This window comes from Paenibacillus sp. MT86, assembly GCF_058792535.1.
This window is the reverse complement of sequence record NZ_CM179499.1, coordinates 4,753,413-4,773,120: the sequence shown is the minus strand read 5'-3', so window position 1 is coordinate 4,773,120 and position 19,708 is coordinate 4,753,413. Positions and strand designations below refer to the sequence as shown.

19 protein-coding genes are annotated in these 19,708 nt (G+C 51.5%); 18 read left to right on the top strand and 1 reads right to left on the bottom strand.

Going from position 1 to position 19,708, the window contains the following annotated elements:
* The first annotated feature begins 3 nt into the window (after positions 1-3).
* The 18 genes from murG to AC3RCL_RS21290 all read left to right on the top strand — a co-directional run bounded on the left by murG (position 4) and on the right by AC3RCL_RS21290 (position 18,883).
* Positions 4-1,113 (top strand): undecaprenyldiphospho-muramoylpentapeptide beta-N-acetylglucosaminyltransferase, encoded by a 1,110-nt coding sequence (gene murG / locus AC3RCL_RS21375; RefSeq protein WP_009589637.1) that lies wholly within the window; start codon positions 4-6, stop codon positions 1,111-1,113.
* A 157-nt stretch (positions 1,114-1,270) separates the two neighbouring features.
* Positions 1,271-2,176, top strand: a complete 906-nt coding sequence (murB, locus tag AC3RCL_RS21370) for a UDP-N-acetylmuramate dehydrogenase (RefSeq protein WP_015734237.1) — start codon at positions 1,271-1,273, stop codon at positions 2,174-2,176.
* A gap of 16 nt (positions 2,177-2,192) precedes the next feature.
* Complete coding sequence (gene murA / locus AC3RCL_RS21365; RefSeq protein ID WP_009589613.1) at positions 2,193-3,476, top strand: UDP-N-acetylglucosamine 1-carboxyvinyltransferase; 1,284 nt, start codon at positions 2,193-2,195, stop codon at positions 3,474-3,476.
* Positions 3,477-3,534: 58 nt separating this feature from the next.
* The gene (locus tag AC3RCL_RS21360) at positions 3,535-4,290 is read left to right on the top strand and encodes a cell division protein FtsQ/DivIB (RefSeq protein WP_213577470.1); all 756 of its coding nucleotides are present in this window, start codon (positions 3,535-3,537) and stop codon (positions 4,288-4,290) included.
* A gap of 215 nt (positions 4,291-4,505) precedes the next feature.
* Positions 4,506-5,789, top strand: a complete 1,284-nt coding sequence (gene ftsA / locus AC3RCL_RS21355) for a cell division protein FtsA (RefSeq protein WP_009589690.1) — start codon at positions 4,506-4,508, stop codon at positions 5,787-5,789.
* Between the two features lie 57 nt (positions 5,790-5,846).
* The gene (gene ftsZ, locus AC3RCL_RS21350; RefSeq protein ID WP_009589569.1) at positions 5,847-6,974 is read left to right on the top strand and encodes a cell division protein FtsZ; all 1,128 of its coding nucleotides are present in this window, start codon (positions 5,847-5,849) and stop codon (positions 6,972-6,974) included.
* A 388-nt stretch (positions 6,975-7,362) separates the two neighbouring features.
* Entirely contained in the window at positions 7,363-8,376 is a 1,014-nt protein-coding gene (gene spoIIGA, locus AC3RCL_RS21345; protein ID WP_492536425.1) for a sigma-E processing peptidase SpoIIGA, read from the top strand.
* Between the two features lie 169 nt (positions 8,377-8,545).
* Positions 8,546-9,268 (top strand): RNA polymerase sporulation sigma factor SigE, encoded by a 723-nt coding sequence (sigE, locus tag AC3RCL_RS21340; RefSeq protein ID WP_009589674.1) that lies wholly within the window; start codon positions 8,546-8,548, stop codon positions 9,266-9,268.
* Between the two features lie 77 nt (positions 9,269-9,345).
* Positions 9,346-10,128 carry an RNA polymerase sporulation sigma factor SigG gene (sigG, locus tag AC3RCL_RS21335; protein ID WP_006209087.1) on the top strand — a complete coding sequence of 261 codons (783 nt, stop codon included), beginning with the start codon at positions 9,346-9,348 and terminating at the stop codon, positions 10,126-10,128.
* 163 nt (positions 10,129-10,291) lie between these two features.
* Positions 10,292-10,624 (top strand): YlmC/YmxH family sporulation protein, encoded by a 333-nt coding sequence (locus tag AC3RCL_RS21330; RefSeq protein WP_009589579.1) that lies wholly within the window; start codon positions 10,292-10,294, stop codon positions 10,622-10,624.
* Positions 10,625-10,691: 67 nt separating this feature from the next.
* The gene (pgeF, locus tag AC3RCL_RS21325) at positions 10,692-11,546 is read left to right on the top strand and encodes a peptidoglycan editing factor PgeF (protein ID WP_492531808.1); all 855 of its coding nucleotides are present in this window, start codon (positions 10,692-10,694) and stop codon (positions 11,544-11,546) included.
* An 8-nt stretch (positions 11,547-11,554) separates the two neighbouring features.
* A complete protein-coding gene (locus AC3RCL_RS21320; protein ID WP_041621955.1) occupies positions 11,555-12,244 on the top strand; it encodes a YggS family pyridoxal phosphate-dependent enzyme in 690 nt (229 codons plus the stop codon).
* A gap of 2 nt (positions 12,245-12,246) precedes the next feature.
* Positions 12,247-12,693, top strand: coding sequence for a cell division protein SepF (locus AC3RCL_RS21315; protein WP_009589651.1), 447 nt, complete (start codon positions 12,247-12,249; stop codon positions 12,691-12,693).
* An 8-nt stretch (positions 12,694-12,701) separates the two neighbouring features.
* Positions 12,702-12,971 (top strand): YggT family protein, encoded by a 270-nt coding sequence (locus AC3RCL_RS21310; protein WP_090913083.1) that lies wholly within the window; start codon positions 12,702-12,704, stop codon positions 12,969-12,971.
* 11 nt (positions 12,972-12,982) lie between these two features.
* Positions 12,983-13,768: a YlmH family RNA-binding protein gene (locus tag AC3RCL_RS21305; protein WP_096773077.1), complete on the top strand. Its 786-nt coding sequence runs from the start codon at positions 12,983-12,985 to the stop codon at positions 13,766-13,768.
* Between the two features lie 171 nt (positions 13,769-13,939).
* On the top strand, positions 13,940-14,434 hold the full coding sequence (locus tag AC3RCL_RS21300) for a DivIVA domain-containing protein (protein ID WP_090913079.1): 495 nt from the start codon (positions 13,940-13,942) through the stop codon (positions 14,432-14,434).
* Positions 14,435-15,212: 778 nt separating this feature from the next.
* Entirely contained in the window at positions 15,213-18,302 is a 3,090-nt protein-coding gene (gene ileS, locus AC3RCL_RS21295; RefSeq protein ID WP_492531804.1) for an isoleucine--tRNA ligase, read from the top strand.
* A gap of 230 nt (positions 18,303-18,532) precedes the next feature.
* Entirely contained in the window at positions 18,533-18,883 is a 351-nt protein-coding gene (locus AC3RCL_RS21290) for a DUF5665 domain-containing protein (RefSeq protein ID WP_015734246.1), read from the top strand.
* Positions 18,884-18,942: 59 nt separating this feature from the next.
* Here the strand turns inward: AC3RCL_RS21290 and AC3RCL_RS21285 are convergent, their stop codons facing one another.
* Positions 18,943-19,683, bottom strand: a complete 741-nt coding sequence (locus tag AC3RCL_RS21285; protein ID WP_036665987.1) for a TraR/DksA C4-type zinc finger protein — start codon at positions 19,681-19,683, stop codon at positions 18,943-18,945.
* Positions 19,684-19,708 lie beyond the last annotated feature (25 nt).

The window sequence follows — 19,708 nt, the reverse complement described above, 5'->3', positions numbered from 1 at the left end:
GGTATGCGTGTCGTTTTGACCGGCGGCGGAACGGGGGGGCATATTTACCCCGCCGTTGCCATAGCAAGACAATGTGAGAAGGAAGATCCGAAGACGGAGTTTTTATATATCGGAGGCGAGCGAGGCCTCGAAAGCAAGCTGGTGCCCCAAGAGAAGCTGCCGTTCGAGAGCATCGATATCACGGGGTTCCGGCGCAAGCTGTCGATGGACAACGTGAAAACGATCATGCGTTTTTTCAAAGGCGTGAAGCGATCGAAGGCCCTTCTGAAGGAGTTTAAGCCCGATGTCGTGATCGGGACGGGCGGATATGTGTGCGGCCCTGTCGTTTACGCCGCCGCCAAGCTGGGAATACCGACCATGATTCATGAGCAGAACGCGATTCCGGGCCTGACCAACCAATTCCTCAGCCGATATGCGGATACGGTTGCCGTCAGTTTTGAAGGAACGGAGTCTTCTTTTCCTAAAGCCAAAAGAACGGTATATACAGGAAATCCACGTGCGACAACGGTTTTATCCGCCAATCGTGAACGTGGATTTGCTACGCTCGGCATTCCGGTGGACAGCCAGGTCGTTCTGATCGTCGGCGGAAGCCGGGGAGCCAAGGCGATCAATAACGCGATGATCGGGATGGCGCCGTTCATTCACAAGCTGCCGAACGTCCATTTTGTATTTGTTACGGGCGATACGTATTTCGAGAATACGCGGGAATCCATTCGGTCCCAGCTCGGCACCATGCCGAATCATCTTCATATTTTGCCCTATATTCATAATATGCCGGAAGTGCTTGCGGCTACTTCGCTGATCGTAAACCGTGCGGGAGCCTCATTCCTGGCGGAAATTACATCGCTTGGCATCCCATCCGTCCTTATACCATCACCTAACGTCACCAATAACCACCAGGAGGCGAATGCGAGGCAGTTGGAGGAAGCGGGGGCATCCAGCATGATTTTGGAAAAGGACTTGACGGCTGAATCGCTGTTCCGAAAGCTTGAGGAGATCATGACCAACCGCTCTGCAAGAGAGTTGATGTCTGCGGCTTCGAAAGAGCTCGGCAAACCGGACTCGGCGGCCGTCATAACCCAAGAAATCCGCCGGTTAACCGGCAAACGCTAAAACGGCTGGGCGATTGTCACACACCTATGGAGCCTGACATAAGATACTCTATAATCGTGACACACCCATGAGGCCGGCATTACTGACAGCGGCCATCTCTTCATCCAGTTGAAGGAATGGCCTTTTGGTTTTGAAAGTCAAGGGAGGTTTATTTAAAATGCAGCAGTGGAAATCGCTACTATCAGAGGCCAATGTCGGAGCAGTGTTATGGAATGAACCGCTGGCAAAATATACGACATGGAAAATAGGCGGACCAGCCGATTGCCTGATTGTTCCTGAGAACAAGGAACAGCTCAAGGAACTGGTCACTCTTCTCCATGCCCATCACATACCTTGGACACAGCTGGGCCGCGGTTCAAACATGCTGGTTGCCGATAAAGGAATTCGGGGAGCGGTCATCAAGCTGGGCCAGGGTTTTGAGGAGCTTCGTTTTGACGGAGAGACGGTAACTGCAGGCGGCAGTCTGTCTTTTGTCAAACTTAGTGTTCTGGCCGGAAAACAAGGATTATCCGGGCTCGAATTTGCCGGAGGCATTCCTGGATCGGTCGGAGGGGCCGTCTACATGAATGCGGGTGCCCATGGGTCTGATGTGTCACGCATATTCAAGTCCGCTGACATTGTACTGGAAACAGGGGAATTGGTTACGTATGCTGCGAAAGATATGGCGTTTGATTACCGACACTCCATTCTGCATGAACGAAAAGGGATTGTGACTGAAGCGGTATTTGAGCTCCGTCAAGGAGACCGCAAGGAGATTACAGCCGTTATGGCCTCCTATAAGGACCGTCGCCGGCGTACGCAGCCACTCCAATCCGCAACGGCAGGCAGCGTATTTCGCAACCCGCCCGGCGACCATGCGGCGAGGTTGATCGAGGCTGCCGGTCTCAAGGGCCTGCGGATCGGAGGCGCGGAAGTTTCTTTACAGCATGCCAATTTCATCGAGAACACCGGTCAAGCGACAGCAGAGGACGTGCTCGCTTTGATGGAACGCATCAAGGAAACCATATCGGAGAAGAACGGAATTCAAATGGTGCCTGAGGTGTACGTTCTGGGCGAGCGGTAAACTCGGAGGTGATACATTGGACAAATTGGTGATTGAGGGCGGAAGGCCCCTATCAGGAACCATACGTATCCATGGAGCAAAAAATGCAGCTTTACCTATTCTAGCAGCAAGTCTTCTTGCAGAAGGGACTGTAAGATTAAGCAATGTCCCGCATCTGCTGGATATTGAAGTGATGCTCAGCATTCTCGGCCGTCTCGGCTCCAAATGCAAGCATGAGCTGGAGACGGTGACCGTGGATACCTCGTCGGCCAATTCGTTTCATGTCCCGGAAGATTTAATGAAGCAGATGCGATCCTCCATCTTTTTGATGGGACCTCTGCTGGCCCGTTTTGGCGAAGTGACGATCTACCAGCCCGGAGGCTGCGCGATCGGAGAACGCAAGATCGACCTCCATCTTAAAGGATTGCAGGCGCTTGGTGCGGAAATCGAGGAGAGCAACGATAAGATCCATTGCAGGGCCAGCCGTTTGATCGGAACCGATATTCATCTGGATTTTGCCAGCGTGGGGGCGACGGAGAATATCATGATGGCAGCTGCAACGGCGCTCGGCACGACGGTGCTCACCAATGCCGCGAGAGAGCCTGAAATTCAGGACCTTCAGCATTTCCTGAACAAAATGGGAGCGAACATTATCGGGGCAGGAACGGATACCATAACGATCCATGGCGTGGAGCGCCTGGAGCCTTGCGAGTATGAGATCATTCCGGACCGGATCGTAGCCGGAACTGTCATGATCGCAGCAGCGGTTACCCGCGGCAGCGTAACGCTTACAAAGACCAATCCGTCCCATTTAACTTCCCTTATACATGTGCTGAAGCGCGCCGGTGTTCAAACCAGTATATGCAATGATATAATAAATATAAGCTGCATGAGCCGTCCTAAAGCTGTGGAACGAATCGTGACTTCGCCGTATCCTTCTTTCCCGACTGATTTGCAATCCCAGGTCATGGTCTTGCTGTCCTTGGCGGACGGGTTTAGCGTGATGAAAGAGACGGTATTCGAAGGACGGTTCAAGCATGTGGAGGAACTCTCCCGCATGGGGGCGGACATTTCCACGGATCTGAACTATGCGTTCATACGCGGCGTTCAGAGAATTTACGGAGCCACCGTGGAAGCAACCGATCTTCGGGCTGGAGCGGCGCTCGTCATTGCCGGTTTGGCTGCGCAGGGAACGACCGTGGTGGAACAAGTTCACCATATTGATCGCGGTTATGATCGTATTGAAAACATGTTCCAAGGTTTAGGCGCACGGATCTATCGTCAGTCCCCGGTGCCAAAGCCGCTTGATTTAGCCAATTGAGGTCCTGAGCATCCCCTCCAGGAGGAGGGGATAACAGGTCTTTATGGAGAGAGTGGATATGTCCAAGACACATATGCCTGTCCTGAAGCAGGACAAGCCCAAACCGAAAACGGCCAAAAAAATCATATGGATTCTTTTGCTGCTGTTTGCAGCTCTGCTGACGATCCTGTTTTTCCGGTCGTCGGTCAGCCAAGTTACCGAGATTCATTTTACAGGTAATACGTTTAATACAAATGAGCAGCTTACCAAGCAAAGCGGACTCCACATCGGAGACCAGTACTTTGGCGTCGACCCCGCACTCGTGCAGGAGCGCCTGATGAAGCTGGGCACGATTAAGACGGCCGAAGTGGTCAAGAGCTTTCCCGGCGAAGTCAGTATCGCGGTGACGGAACATCCTACGGTTGCCTATGAGCTGTCCGACAGCGGCGAGCTCCAAGCGATTCTGTCGAGCGGTACCTCGGTTCCCGTCACGGCAAGCGGCATTGCCGTGGAGAAGCCGATTCTGACCAATTGGGATGCAAACGACCCCAACAAGGCCAAGCTCAGCAAAGTACTTGCCGAGATTCCGGGCAGCTTGACTTCGGACATTTCGGAGATCATGCCATCGCCAACGTTATCTTTTCCGGATCGGATCAAGATGTATACGCGTTCCAAATTCGAGGTCATTACTTCGGTTTCCTTGCTCCGTGACAAGGTAGAGTACTTGAATCAGGTTACCGAAATAGAGCGGCCGGGCGTGATTACGATGCTGGAAGCCGATTCTTACGTGCCGTTTGAAGAAGAAGTTGGAGAAGACGCCGAGGAAGGGCAATAACCCCCTACTCAGGCATAGGAATAAATGGTACAATTGAAAGTATTGACAACTTGTTTCGGCTCTTCTTTTTTGAATGACTTTTACGGCCTGCTATAGCAAATGTTGGCAGTAAAAAAAATGTTGAAAAAAGAGGGAAAGACCCGCGAGTGTTGAATAAGTAGAAATGTATTCTTTATAATCAAAATTAATTTGCTAAAAACAGGAGGTGCCAGGGCTTGAGCAACAATGACATCATTGTTAGTTTGGACATCGGTACATCCAAAGTTCGTGCTATTATTGGGGAAGTTAATAATGGAACCTTTAATATTATTGGAGTTGGATCTGCCGACTCGGAGGGAATTCGCAAAGGTGCAATTGTAGATATCGACCAGACCGTACAATCCATTCGCAGCGCTGTTGATCATGCGGAGCGTATGGTCGGTATTCAAATATCCGAAGTTTATGTCGGCATATCTGGAAATCATATCGGACTTCAATCCAGCCACGGCGTTGTGGCAGTATCGAACGAGGATCGCGAAATTGGTGAAGAGGACATTGACCGCGTGCTGAAGGCAGCGGAAGTCGTTGCGCTTCCTCCCGATCGTGAAATTATCGATGTGGTTGCTAAACAGTTTGTAGTTGACGGTTTGGAAGGAATCTCTGATCCGCGAGGAATGATCGGCGTAAGGCTGGAAGTGGAAGCGACGATTATAACTGGCGCCAAAACGGCAATACATAACCTGTTACGCTGCGTGGAGAAATCAGGTCTGAAAGTGAAGGATCTGGTGCTGATTCCGCTTGGTGCGGGACAGCTGGCCTTGTCCAAGGACGAGAAAACGATGGGGTCCGTGCTGGTCGACGTCGGAGCGGGCTCAACCACGCTGGCTGTGTTCGAGGGAGGCAGCATTGCCGCAACCTCCACGCTTCCGGTAGGCGGGGATTTCGTGACGAATGATATCGCATACGGCCTGCGAACGCTGACGGATCAAGCAGAGAAGGTTAAACTGAAGTACGGGTGCGCGCTGATCGAGAGTGCCGCACACGAAGTAACGTTCAAGGTAACGAGAATTGGAAGCAATGTGGACAAGGAGTTCACTCAAGAGGATCTGGCAGCTATCATAGAACCTCGCGTTCAGGAAATATTCCAATTAGTGCGCCAAGAAATCAAGCGCTTGGGTTACAGTGAGCTTCCTGGTGGTTATATACTTACTGGGGGCACTATGTCCATGCCTGGTGTGCTGCAGGTGGCACAAAATGAGCTGGCGACTTCCGTACGGATTGCGGTTCCCGATTTTATCGGTGTTCGTGATCCGGGATACTGCAGCGGAGTCGGCATCCTCCATAATGCAATCCGGAACGTACGCGTACGGAATACAGGAGGAAGCAACAACAGCAGCGGAAATAGCAAGAAACCGGTGAACCGCGCTAAGCAGCAAAATCCTGTCGCAGCAACTCAGGAGACCAGCCAGAAGCCGGGATTTATTGAACGCCTGAAAAAGATGTTCAGCGAGTTTATATAGCGGATTCATTCGACTGTGGACGTGCCATCCACGCACATTGAGGGGGAGATGGATTAGATGTTGGAATTTGATTTTGAAATGGAGAGCTTAGCTCAAATAAAAGTAATCGGAGTAGGCGGCGGCGGAAGCAACGCCGTTAACCGAATGATTGAAAATGGTGTGCAGGGCGTTGAATTCATTACGGTCAATACGGATGCTCAGGCACTCCACCTTGCAAAATCCGAACATAAACTGCAAATCGGGGACAAGCTCACTCGCGGTCTTGGTGCCGGCGCCAATCCTGACGTAGGCAAGAAGGCTGCGGAAGAATCCCGTGATTTGATCATGAACACCCTGAAGGGTGCCGATATGGTATTCGTTACAGCCGGTATGGGTGGCGGTACAGGTACTGGAGCTGCGCCTGTCATCGCTGAAATTGCTAAGGAGTGCGGGGCATTAACGGTTGGGGTTGTCACTCGTCCGTTTACGTTCGAAGGACGCAAGCGTGCTTCCCAAGCGGAGCTTGGCATCGAAGCATTGAAAGAGAAAGTGGACACACTCATCGTCATTCCGAATGATCGCTTGCTGGAGATCGTGGATAAGAAGACACCGATGCTGGAAGCGTTCCGAGAAGCAGATAACGTATTGCGTCAAGCCGTTCAGGGCATTTCTGATCTGATCCAAGTGCCGGGTCTGATCAACCTTGACTTTGCCGACGTGAAAACGATCATGACAGAACGCGGCTCGGCTTTGATGGGTATTGGACTGGCTACTGGTGAAAACCGTGCCTCCGAGGCTGCCCGCAAGGCGATCATGAGCCCGTTGCTTGAAACCTCAATCGAAGGTGCCCGCGGTGTGATCATGAATATTACGGGAGGAACCAATCTTTCCTTGTATGAAGTGAATGAAGCGGCCGAGATTGTAACATCTGCTTCCGATCCGGAAGTGAACATGATCTTCGGTGCGATCATTGAGGAAAGCATGAAGGATGAAATCAAGGTCACGGTTATCGCTACCGGCTTTGAGAGCAAGCCTTCTCCAATCCCGCCGGGACGTCGTCCTGCAATGCCGCAAGGGGAACAACAGCAACAACAGCAGCCGGAAACGGACAAGAGTAATGTGAATCTGAAGCCGTTTGGCAATCAGAGCAATGATCAGCTTGATATTCCTACTTTTCTTCGCAATCGTACCCGTAATAATGATTAATAACGGTAAGCCTGTGCTTCGTCATCATGATGAAGACAGGCTTATTTTTATATCCAAGCCTCGTCATCTTCCTTTTATTTCATTTACAAGGCCAACAGCTGATGCTGTCACACTTTCACGAATGAAAGCCCAATCAGCAATTACTGGGGAAATTACGGATATTCCCCGAGCCTTCCCGCCAAGATAGAGATCGCCGATAACGCTAAGAGGCTGCTCTTGGTACAGGTCTCTAAAAACTGCCCTTCATCGACAAAAAAAGTCCGAAATCCGCCCACAGGTTTAGACAGACTTTGAATTCTATTCTTCTTATACTAGTAACATCTCCCATAGCCCAGAATTCAACAGAAGGATAACGGTAGAGGATTCTTCGACTAGGCAGGTGAACAACCTGGTTGTTTATATTGATCTCATATTTTTGGCAAACCTCGTCATTGACGCCGTTTTGCTGGCTTTGACCGCCTGGATGCGGAGAGTGAAGCCAACATGGTGGAGGCTTGCATTATCCTCTGTGATCGGCGCTCTGTATGTCGTCATGATGTTTGTCCCGCAATTGTCGTTTTTGTTTACCTTTCTCATCAAGTTTGGACTATCGTTGATCATGCTGTGGGTGGCTTTCGGCTTTGTGAGCTTGCAGAGTTATCTTCGGAATTTGGGAGCTTTTTACATGGTGAATTTTGCAGCTGCCGGAGGCATTATCGGTTTTCATTACTTGGTCCAAAATTCGGGAGAGTTGTTCAGCGGGATATGGTATACGACATCGGGCGGGCTATCCTTTGAATTGAAGGTGGGATTCTGGTTTGCGTGCATTACCTTTTTTGTAGTTGTATTCGCGTTTAAAGCCGTTCAGACCACGAAACGAAAAACCGAGAACCGGGAAGCCTTGTTGGGAGAAGTGTCCGTATGGATCGGCAGCGCCAAAATAGGCTGCGTGGGTCTGCTTGATACTGGTAACCAATTGAGCGATCCCTTGACACGCACGCCGGTTATGGTGATGGAAGCAGAACTATGGGAAGCCTACCTGCCCCAGGGATGGAGCAAACAGCTGATGGAGGGGGAACCGGACAAATTAATCATGGGGCTGGCGGCAGAGGAATTCGAATGGCAGGACCGCCTGCGGCTTGTTCCGTATCGCGGCGTCAACCGGGGGGCTGCATTTATGCTTGCGCTGAAGCCTGACATGGTGCATGTCGAGCTGGGGGGATTTGAATACGCGGCATCCAAGGTGCTGATTGGTCTTGACGGCGGGACGCTTTCGGGAGACAGGGCATACAGGGCCATCATCCATCCGGCGTTGACGGAAGGTGAGGGGACGCCGAAGAATGCACAACCTGCCATAACGGGCGATTCTCAGAATCATGAGGCGACCGGTCTGAAATCAGGCGAAGCCAAGACTGCAGGATAATGACAGGTGAAGCCATTTTCATAGTGTTCGAGTCTGTGACCCAACGTTCGAGCGATGGATAAGTCTTTGAAAATCTTCATGAAAATCCATCCTTTCCGGATTAGGAGCCTAAAGATGATCTTTATGAAGTCAGTTAAACCTTCGGGAAAACGCATTAGGAGGATAAGAGATGCCCGTTAAATGGAGATTAGCATTGCAGCTGCAGTATTACCGCGTACTTTTTATGCTGGGTTTGAAGAGTCAGGAAATCTACTATATCGGAGGAAGCGAGGCGCTTCCGCCTCCGCTAACGAAAGAGGAAGAGGAGTTCTTGCTCAAAAAGCTGCCTACCGGCGATGCGGCCACCCGGGCCATGCTGATCGAACGTAATCTGCGTCTGGTCGTTTATATCGCCCGCAAATTCGAGAACACCGGCATTAACATCGAAGATTTGGTATCGATCGGTGCCATCGGTTTGATTAAGGCGGTGAATACGTTTGACCCCGAGAAAAAAATCAAGCTGGCCACGTATGCCTCGCGCTGCATTGAAAACGAAATTTTGATGTACCTGCGCCGGAATAACAAAACGCGAAGCGAGGTCTCGTTCGACGAGCCGCTGAATATCGATTGGGACGGCAATGAATTGCTCCTGTCCGACGTATTGGGCACCGAGAACGACACCATCTACCGCAACATCGAGGAGCAGGTCGACCGGAAGCTGCTGCAAAAAGCACTCGATAAATTGAGCGACAGGGAACGCATGATTATGGAGCTTCGTTTCGGCCTGCAGGACGGGGAAGAAAAGACGCAAAAAGACGTGGCAGACCTGCTTGGAATCTCGCAATCCTACATTTCCCGATTGGAGAAGAGAATCATTAAACGGCTCCGCAAAGAATTCAACAAGATGGTGTAACTGGAAATCGCAAGGAATAAAATAACCCCCCTCGGAGATAATGTACAGTAATGTTTCTCCTTGGGAGGTTAGTCATCATGACGCGAAACAAAGTTGAAATTTGTGGTGTGGATACGTCAAAACTGCCTGTTCTGACGAACGTGGAAATGAGGGAGCTGTTTCATAATCTGCAGCAGAACAATGAACGGTCGGCCCGAGAAAAATTGGTGAACGGCAACCTGAGACTGGTGCTCAGCGTCATCCAAAGGTTTAACAATCGGGGAGAGTTCGTTGATGATCTGTTTCAGGTAGGCTGCATCGGATTGATGAAGGCCATCGACAATTTTGATTTATCGCAAAATGTTAAATTTTCCACTTATGCCGTACCGATGATTATCGGAGAAATACGTCGATACTTAAGGGACAATAACCCGATTCGCGTCTCCCGATCACTGCGCGATATTGCCTACAAGGCACTTCAGGTCCGGGATCAGCTGACCAATGCGAATTCGCGCGAACCAACGATTTTTGAAATTTCCGAAGCGCTGAATGTGCCCAAGGAAGACGTAGTTTTTGCACTCGATGCCATTCAAGATCCCGTTTCGCTGTTTGAGCCGATTTATCATGACGGTGGCGATCCGATATATGTGATGGATCAAATCAGTGATGACAAGAACAAGGATGTGTCCTGGATTGAGGAAATCGCTCTCCGGGAAGCGATGCACAAGCTCGGGCAGCGCGAAAAAATGATTCTGTCCATGCGGTTTTACGAAGGCAAAACCCAGATGGAAGTTGCCGATGAAATCGGTATCTCCCAAGCCCAAGTGTCGCGCCTGGAGAAGTCGGCGATCAAGCAGATGCAAAAGCACGTCAAAACTTAAGAAGCCCAGCAATCAAACGAATAGACAACGATCCCGTTTATGGGGTCGTTTTTTTCGTTTTAAATAAGCTATTTTACCCAAGCGGATCATATATTGAACAGAGGGATGCGGATTGAACAGGGATGGACGGATAACCTTCAAATACATCTAAGGTGTGATGCTCATGATACCTGATAATCAAATGGTGGGGAAAAAGATGAAAATTTCCGATTTTCAAACAAAGGATGTTATTAATATCATCGACGGCAAGCGGCTTGGGCAAATCAGCGATTTGGAGCTGGATTTGCGGCAGGGCCGGATTGAAGCGATCGTGGTGCCGAGCTACGGCAAATTCATGGGGCTGTTCGGCGGCGGAAGCGATCTGATCATACCGTGGCGGAATATCGTCAAGATCGGCTCGGACGTGGTCCTTGTCAAAATGGAGGAACTTCGGAGAACGCCGGATGATCAGGAACCGGTGGAGTATCTGGATCGTCCTGACCGTCGATCCTTCTAACCAAACGGCGGGTTCATATGTCTCCGGCGTATGTTTTCTGTTACACTGGTCATAGAGGTGAATGTTCATGGAACCGTTTGTTAGTCAAGATCGGCAGACACCGAGTCTGTTTGTGCTCGAAAAATGGGAAGGGAAGTCAGCGGCCGCACTCACGGTCGGGTTCACGGGCCGGCATGGCGGCGTGAGCCGGATACCCTATGACAGTTTGAATTTGGCCTTTCATGTCGGAGACGAGCCGGGCGACATTGTCGAGAACCGGAAGCGGGTCGCCGCGGCGCTTGGCTTTTCTCTCGAAGACTGGACGTGCGGCGAGCAGGTGCACGGCATCCGGATTGGCGTCGTTCATGATAAGGACAGGGGCAGAGGGAGCTTGGACCGGGCCTCGGCCTATCAAGATACGGACGGGCTTGTAACCGATGTTCCCGGCGTGCTGCTGACTTCCTTCTACGCGGACTGCGTGCCGCTGTATTTCTGGGACCCGGTCACGGGCGCCGTCGGTCTGGCCCACGCGGGCTGGAAAGGAACCGTTGGCGGCATAGCCGAACAAATGGTGGTCAGGATGTCTGCGGAATACGGAAGCTTGCCTCGGAACCTCCATGCAGCCATCGGTCCGTCGATCGGCGAATGCTGTTACGAGGTGGACGATCGGGTCATGGAGCGTGTCCGCGAACTCGGAATCGAAGGATTCTCAGGCGATAAAGTTACAAATTCAGCTTTTTATATCGACAAGGGACACGGGAAATACATGCTGAACTTGAAAGAAATAAACAGACACATTATGATTAAAGCAGGAATATTGGCGGAACATATCGAATGTACATCATGGTGTACAAGCTGCAATCACGATCGGTTCTTCTCCTATCGCAAAGATGGAGGGATTACGGGTCGGATGGCGAGTTGGATCGGGATGAGAAAGAGGTGAGTCGTCCCTTGAGTTTGAAGGAACGTATCGATCAAGTGGAACAGCGAATAACGGAGGCTTGCGCAAGAAGCGGCAGGGACCGGAATGATGTGAATATGATTGCGGTCACGAAATATGTCTCCTTGGATATGACGGCTTCGGTACTGGATCACGGACTTTTGCATATCGGCGAGAACCGCTGGCAGGATGCCCAGGCGAAGTGGAATGCACTCGGCAACCGCGGCACATGGCATTTCATCGGCCATCTTCAGACCAATAAGGTCCGGGATGTCATTGATAAATTTCAATATATTCATTCGCTCGACCGCTTGTCCTTGGCCCATGAGCTGGAGAAGCGGGCGGCTGCGCTGAATCTGCAGGTATCCGCCTTGATGCAGGTCAATATCTCGGGTGAGGAATCCAAGTACGGCTTGCCTCCCGAGCAAGCAGCCGAGTTTTTGAAGGAAATCAACAGTCTTTCGCACGTAAAGGTAACCGGACTCATGACCATGGCTCCATACGAATCGTCGGCGGAGCAGACGCGTCCTGTATTTCGTGGTTTAAGACAACTAAGAGATGAGCTGAACGAGCAGGCGCTTACGGCGGAGCCATTGACCGAATTGTCCATGGGCATGTCCAATGACTTTGAAGTTGCCATAGAGGAAGGGGCGACCTGGGTGCGTCTCGGCTCAATTTTAGTAGGGAAAGAGGAGGATTGACGATGGGCGTGATGAACCGGTTTATGAATTTCTTGGGACTGCAAGAGGAAGAAGAAGTTGTGGAACGCGAGGTTCTGGCCTCGCAGGAAGAGCCGGTGGAGGCAACGCCGTTTGATCATCGGAAAAACCAAAAGAGCGGCAACATCGTTAGCATTCATTCGCAGAAGAACGTTAAGGTTGTATTAGTCGAGCCTCGTTCATATGATGAAGCACAGGAGATTGCAGATCATCTGCGGTCATTCCGAACGGTTGTGGTCAACCTTCAGCGCGTGAGGAATGATCAAGCCCTGCGCATTATCGATTTTCTTAGCGGAACCGTTTATGCGCTTAGCGGCGGAATCTCGAAGGTGGGCGGGAACATCTTCCTATGCACGCCGGATACCGTTGAGATCCAAGGTTCGATCTCGGAGATTCTAGCAGACGAGCATGAATATAACAGAATGAGGTGATTTAGGCTTTGACCTACGAAATTTACAGTATCGTTGGAACGCTGTTCCAAATTTATTTTTACATGATCTTGGTCTACGTCTTAATGTCATGGCTTCCGAATGTGAGGGAAAGCTTTGTCGGAGAGCTGCTTGGCAAGCTGGTAGAGCCATACTTGGCGCCTTTCCGCCGGTTCATTCCGCCGATTATGGGCATGATCGATATTTCCCCGATTATCGCGCTGTTCGTGCTGCAGCTGGCACAGCGCGGCGTATACGCCATTCTCGGATATTTCCTCTAGCAGGTGAATGAATGATGAAACTGGACATCTACGATCATTTTCACAAGGACGAACGGGAATTTGTGGACCGGGCTTGGGAATGGGTGGTCAATGCCGGACAATATCATGAAACCAAGCTGACGGATTTCCTGGATCCCAGGCAGCGGTTCATTCTGGAATCGCTCGTGAATCGTCATCCGGACGTGCATGCCGTGTTTGATGGCGGACATGCTGATGCCGAACGCGTGCGGGCGATGATTGCTCCGGATTACCGGGCGCTTGAAGGCGAGGATCTGAAGATGAAGGTGCTCAGCATCTCTTCCGGAGATCAGAAGTTTCTGGAGCTGGAGCATGGCGATTATATGGGGTCGATACTGGGTCTGGGCATTAAGAGATCCAAGATCGGTGATATCCATGTGCTTGCGGACGGCTGCCATGCGGTCGTTGCCGACGATATCAGCGCCTTCCTGCATCTGAATCTCAGTCAGGTCCACCGGGTGCATGTCATGACGGATCTGCTGCCGCTGGACAAGCTTCAGGTGGCCCGCACGAATTTCGAGGCGATGGACATTACGGTATCTTCCATGAGACTGGACGGAATCGCCAGCGATGCCTACCGAATCAGCCGCACAAAAATCGTCGTGCCGATCAAGGCCGGCCGGTGCCGCGTCAACTGGAAAGTGGAAGAGGATCCCTCCACGAATTTAAAAGAAGGCGATGTCGTCTCCATCCAAGGATTTGGACGTTTTAAAGTACTGGAGACGGGCGGCCTGACGAAAAAAGGGCGGTACCGTATCAAGGTTGGGAAATATGCTTGACCTTTGAAGGAATTGCCGTTTTTTTGTCGAAACCATACAGGGAACATTCAAAATGACAATGGATTTGCCGATAAATCGTAAATGACCGCTATTGTCTTCACGGACGGGTGGTTTGGCTAACACAGCGGACGGACCGTCCTGTAAGGCCCATATATTTAGGAGGTGCACACCATGCCATTGACACCGCTTGATATACATAACAAGGAATTCGCCCGTCGAATTCGCGGTTATGATGAGGACGAGGTCAACGAGTTTTTGGATCAGATTATTAAGGATTATGAAAGTGTGATCCGGGAGAATAAAGAATTAGGCAACCAGCTGATGGCGATGCAAGAAAGACTGGATCATTTTTCGAATATTGAGGAAACCTTATCGAAGACCATCATTGTCGCCCAGGAGGCGGCGGATGAGCTGAAGAACAACGCGAAGAAGGAAGCTCAGCTGATCATTAAGGAATCCGAGAAGAATGCGGACCGGATCATTAACGATGCGCTCGGGAAATCCCGCAAAATCGCGCTGGAGGTTGAAGAGCTGAAGAAGCAGGCCTCCATCTACCGCACCCGTTTCCGCTCCTTGGTAGAGGCTCAGCTGGAGCTTCTGAAGCAGGAAGGCTGGGAGACGCTGGAGAACCGCGAACCGAGTCTGGAGCCGAAAGAGGTATACTAGGCGGGTATCCGGTTGACTTTTTCCGCGAAGTCGTCTATAACTAATAACATATTGTTGATTCATACCGTAATTCGTTGATGGGAATAGTACGCGAAGGATCTGTCCCCCAGAGAGCCGGCAGTTGCTGAAAGCCCGGCGTTCAGGCCTAGCAGAAGATCATCCCGGAGAAGTGAAGCTGAAGCGCTGTGACCGCGTGCGTAAGCTAAGCCGTCTGCCGAACGTTATATCGGACCTTGCCTTACGAACAGGCATGGACATTGAGGTGTCGTTTGAGCAGGCTTCCATTAGAAGTCGGCCGGGCGAAATTAGGGTGGTAACGCGAGAACAGGTTCTCGTCCCTTGGGGGACGGGGCCTTTTTTATGTTCACAGAACATTTACGAAAAAGGGCGAGTTCAAAAAGATCGGTTTTCAGCACCGAAGCCTATGCTTCCGCTGTGCGTTTTTTCAAAACGCTTCAGTTGGAGGAAGCTAGGGAGTGAGGAGCGGAGCGTACGTAGTTTGTACGTGAGCACCTGAAATGTTTCCGCAGGAAACATACTTCGAAAGCATCTGCTTAGGCCCGGCTGAATTCAAGATTCGATGCCGAATTGCTTCTTGATTCACTTCGTGTTAGATATAGAATTTATGAGTTATCAGTGGAACTGATGAAATTCTATATCGCAAGAAAACCTACCTATGCATCGCGGTCGCTCATCTTTGAAGTGGCCTCGATAGAGGTTTTCTTATCAAAATCGGACTTTTTGAACAACCTCGAAAAAGGGCGAAAGGAAGATCTGCATGAACAGAGTAGACGTCAAGGAGAAGGCGCGGGCAAGAGAGCTGCGCATCTTGAACAAATGGAACGAGGAGAACACGTTCAAGAAATCAATCGAGCTGCGGGCCGGCAAGCCGAATTATGTATTTTACGAAGGTCCGCCGACCGCGAACGGCGCGCCTCATATCGGTCACGTGCTCGGCCGCGTCATCAAGGATTTTGTAGGCCGCTACCAGACGATGAAGGGCTATCATGTCGTTCGTAAAGCGGGCTGGGATACGCACGGGCTTCCGGTTGAGCTGGGCGTAGAGAAGCAGCTGGGCATCTCCGGCAAGCAGGAAATCGAGAATTATGGCGTGGAGGCTTTTATCAAAAAGTGTAAAGCCAGCGTATTTGAATATGAGCATAAATGGCGCGAGCTGACCGAAGCGATTGCGTATTGGACCGATCTGGATCATCCGTACATCACGCTTGAGAACAACTACATCGAGAGCGTATGGAACATTTTGGCGACGATTCATGACAAGGGCCTTCTGTACCGCGGCCACCGCGTAAGCCCGTACTGCCCTTGCTGTCAGACGACACTGAGCTCCCACGAAGTGGCACAGGGGTATGAGGATGTTAAAGACCTGAGCGCAACGGCGAAGTTTAAGCTGCATGACAGCGGAGAGTATGTGCTGGCATGGACGACGACGCCTTGGACGCTGCCATCCCACGTGGCACTGGCTGTTAATCCGGATATGGATTACGCCCGCGTCGAGCAGGAGGACGGCATCTATATCGTGGCTAAGAATCTGGTAGAGGATGTCATGAAGGGCGACTTCACCGTTCTATCGACGCTGAAAGGCTCCGAGCTGGTCGGCAAGACTTACGACCCTCCGTTCCCGTATGTAAAAGCGGAAAAAGCGAACCTCATCGTCGGCGCATCCTTTGTTACCGATGCAAGCGGTACGGGGATTGTGCACATGGCTCCTGCGCACGGCGAAGACGACTACCGCGTATGCCGCGAGAATGGCATCAGCTTCGTGAGCGTCGTGAACGGCCACGGCCGTTATACCGATGAAGTGACGGATTTTGCCGGACGCTTCGTCAAGGATTGCGATCTGGACATCGTGAAGGCATTGTCCGAAAAAGGACTTCTGTACAGCAAGGAGAAATACGAGCACAGTTACCCATTCTGCTGGCGCTGTAAATCCCCGCTGCTCTATTATGCGATGGAGAGCTGGTTTATCGAAACGACGGCGGTTAAGGATCAGCTGATCGCCAACAACAACGAGGTGACCTGGTATCCGGGCCATGTACGCGAGGGACGCTTCGGCAAATTCCTTGAAGACCTGGTCGACTGGAATATCAGCCGGAACCGTTACTGGGGAACGCCGCTTAACGTATGGGTCTGCGATTCTTGCGAAGGGCAGTTCTCGCCGCACAGCATTGCGGAGCTTCGGACCAACGCCGTAGGCGAGGTAGCGGAGGATCTGGAGCTGCACAAGCCTTATGTGGATGAAGTGAAAGTGAAATGCCCGCATTGTGAAGGCGGCGTAATGGAGCGAACCTCGGAAGTTATCGACGTATGGTTTGACAGCGGATCGATGCCGTATGCGCAATACCATTATCCATTCGAGGACAAGGAGAAGTTCGAACAGCAGTATCCTGCCGATATGATCTGCGAAGGGATCGACCAGACGCGCGGATGGTTCTACAGCTTGCTGGCCGTATCGACCCTCTTCACCGGTAAAGCGCCTTATAAAGCGGTCATGGCCACGGGCCATATTCTCGATGAGAACGGACAGAAGATGTCCAAATCCAAGGGCAACGTCATCGATCCTTGGGAAATCATCGAGGAGTACGGCACGGATGCGTTCCGTTGGGCCCTGCTCGCCGACAGTGCGCCATGGAACAGCAAACGTTTCTCGAAAGGAATCGTCGGCGAAGCCAAATCCAAGGTTGTGGACACGCTGGTGAACACCCATGCGTTCCTGACATTGTATGCCGGCATCGACGGCTATGATCCGAAGGAGCATGACTTCAAGGGATCGGACCACAAGCTGGACCGCTGGATTCTCTCCCGCCTGAACAGCTTGATTCAAGTGGTTGACAAGGGATTGGCCGTCAATGATTTCCTTAACGCGGCCAAAGCGATCGAAGCTTATGTGGATGAGCTGAGCAACTGGTATATCCGTCGTTCGCGCGATCGTTTCTGGGGCAGCGGACTCGGTGAAGATAAGCTGGCCGCTTACGGGACGCTTACGCACGTGCTGTTGACGCTATCCAAGCTGATGGCTCCGTTCACGCCGATGCTGTCCGAAGATATCTTCGTCAACCTGGGCGGCGGCGAGAGCGTGCATCTGGCCGACTTCCCGCAAGCCGACGAAGCGTTGATCGACAAAGCGCTCGAGCAGGACATGGAGACGGCAAGACAGATCGTAGAGCTTGCGCGGAACGTCCGCAACGAGACAGGAATCAAGACGCGTCAGCCGCTGTCCAACCTCATCGTATCCATGGATCGCGAGTTCGATCTCGCGGGGTATGAAGACATCATCAAGGACGAGATCAACGTCAAAGCGATTGAGGTGGAGACCAGCGACAGCGGATTCGTTGATTTCGCGCTGAAAATGAACCTGAAGGTCGCAGGCAAGAAATACGGTAAAAATATCGGCTTCCTGCAAGGTTTCCTAAAGGGAATGAGCAGTGACGAGACCCGCAAGGTGGTCCAATCGGGCGGCGTGAACGTAACTTCACCGGAAGGCGAAGAATTGCAGATCACGTCCGAAGAGCTGCTGGTAGAGAAGAAGGCGAAGGAAGGCTTTGCATCCGCTTCGGGTTACGGGTTAACCGTTGCGCTCAATACGGATATCACGCCGGAGCTGGAGCAGGAAGGCTGGGTTCGCGAAGTGGTGCGTGCCGTGCAGGATACGCGCAAGAAGCTGGACCTCCCGATCGAGAAGCGGGTGAACTTGACTCTCGATACGGATGATGAGCTTCAAGCTGCGATCACCGCATTTGAAGATGTGCTGCGCGAAAACGTTCTGGTTAACGATTTGCAATACGGACAAAGCGAAGGCATGGAGCGGGTTGAGCTTGGCGGCAAAACCATTGGCATCCATATCGTCTGAGAATCGTTGATATTATTAAACCACCGCCATGAAATGGCGGTGGTTTTTTGCTGTCCCCAATAAGCACTGGCTTTGTTCGGAGGATTCCGTGCGAATGAGATGCTTCCAACAGATGCATAATAATCAGCGAATTCTCATGCATGTTATGTATGGTTTCAAGCAGGAAGAAAGCGGATCCTGATCTGTTTTTTCCAGAGTCTGCCTAGTATAGTGGCAAGGGGGCGGTGAATATGGCAGAGAAGCCGGAAAATGCGTTATCAACCGAAAAGAATAAATCGCTTGTGGAAGCAGAGCGGGACCAATTGGGCGCCATACACCGCATGACCACGGACATCGCGCAGCAGCTGGAGAAGGCCCGGATCGCGGAATACACCCAGCTGTTGAACCGCCCCTGGAAATTGATATGGACCAATCTGCTGGCTGGGTCGGCACGCGGCGTGGGAATCGCGATCGGCTTTACTTTTTTTGCGGCAACCATCATATATGCCCTTCAGGCGCTTGGCGCGCTGAATTTGCCTATTATCGGCGATTACATCGCGGATATTGTCCGGATTGTCCAGCGGCAGCTTGAACTGACGTAATGGATTATGTAATGCCCGGCAGCCGCTGCAAGTCATATGCTGCCGGGTAAGACGCTTAATCAGCTGAATGATTCATCATCCGGGTCGCCATTGGGGTCAAGGAGATAGCTTCCTTCGCCCCGGTTCAGGTAATCGACATATTGGGGACTGCGTACGATAAACACTTCCGAGCCATCGATATTGGTGGCAACGAAGTTTTCGTACACCTCCACGAACCCGCCTTGATCGTCGCCATTCTCGATATCCATTTCGTTATAGCTGTCCATTTCGTTACCTTCCGCCAAAGCCGGGGAATTGGAGTTCCCCCAGCTCTCAACGATCTGCCAGGCGTCCTCGCCGTCAAATGCAGCATATTCGTGCTCATCCATACTGGATTTTCCGAAAGCGGGAGCTAGAACGTCCTCCTCGACCGGACGGTCGCGGGACACGCGCTCCCGAGGCGTATGTTCTACGCAATATTGCGTATCCGGGATAACCTCCAACCGCTCGTACGGAATGGGCTGGCCGCAGGTAAGGCACACGCCGTAACGGCCATGATGAATGGCTTCCAGCGAAAAAATAACCCGCTGCAGCTCCTGATCCACCCTGTCCTGAAGCGCGAGGTCTTTTCCTCTTTCAAACACTTCGGTTCCCACATCGCCAGGGTGATTATCAATATGGGACAGCTCGCCGGTCATATCTCGCTCCGATTCTCCCAGCCCGTGTTGGTCGTTATTGACCATGCGCCGTTCAAGTTCAACCTTTCGATCCATCAGCTTTTGTTGCAAATTATGAAGTTGCTCCTGAGTGAGATGCGACATGTCAGGCTCCTTTCATGATCCCGAA

Excerpts from the sequence above, each read along its gene's own strand:
- AC3RCL_RS21290 (WP_015734246.1), top strand. The coding sequence starts at position 18,533 with ATGGCAGAGAAGCCGGAAAATGCGTTATCAACCGAAAAGAATAAATCG.
- sigG (WP_006209087.1), top strand. The coding sequence starts at position 9,346 with ATGACGCGAAACAAAGTTGAAATTTGTGGTGTGGATACGTCAAAACTG.
- AC3RCL_RS21360 (WP_213577470.1), top strand. The coding sequence starts at position 3,535 with ATGTCCAAGACACATATGCCTGTCCTGAAGCAGGACAAGCCCAAACCG.
- murG (WP_009589637.1), top strand. The coding sequence starts at position 4 with ATGCGTGTCGTTTTGACCGGCGGCGGAACGGGGGGGCATATTTACCCC.
- ftsZ (WP_009589569.1), top strand. The coding sequence starts at position 5,847 with ATGTTGGAATTTGATTTTGAAATGGAGAGCTTAGCTCAAATAAAAGTA.
- AC3RCL_RS21300 (WP_090913079.1), top strand. The coding sequence starts at position 13,940 with ATGCCATTGACACCGCTTGATATACATAACAAGGAATTCGCCCGTCGA.
- AC3RCL_RS21285 (WP_036665987.1), bottom strand. The coding sequence starts at position 19,683 with ATGTCGCATCTCACTCAGGAGCAACTTCATAATTTGCAACAAAAGCTG.
- sigE (WP_009589674.1), top strand. The coding sequence starts at position 8,546 with ATGCCCGTTAAATGGAGATTAGCATTGCAGCTGCAGTATTACCGCGTA.
- AC3RCL_RS21305 (WP_096773077.1), top strand. The coding sequence starts at position 12,983 with ATGATGAAACTGGACATCTACGATCATTTTCACAAGGACGAACGGGAA.
- ileS (WP_492531804.1), top strand. The coding sequence starts at position 15,213 with ATGAACAGAGTAGACGTCAAGGAGAAGGCGCGGGCAAGAGAGCTGCGC.
- murB (WP_015734237.1), top strand. The coding sequence starts at position 1,271 with ATGCAGCAGTGGAAATCGCTACTATCAGAGGCCAATGTCGGAGCAGTG.
- AC3RCL_RS21330 (WP_009589579.1), top strand. The coding sequence starts at position 10,292 with ATGATACCTGATAATCAAATGGTGGGGAAAAAGATGAAAATTTCCGAT.
- pgeF (WP_492531808.1), top strand. The coding sequence starts at position 10,692 with ATGGAACCGTTTGTTAGTCAAGATCGGCAGACACCGAGTCTGTTTGTG.
- AC3RCL_RS21315 (WP_009589651.1), top strand. The coding sequence starts at position 12,247 with ATGGGCGTGATGAACCGGTTTATGAATTTCTTGGGACTGCAAGAGGAA.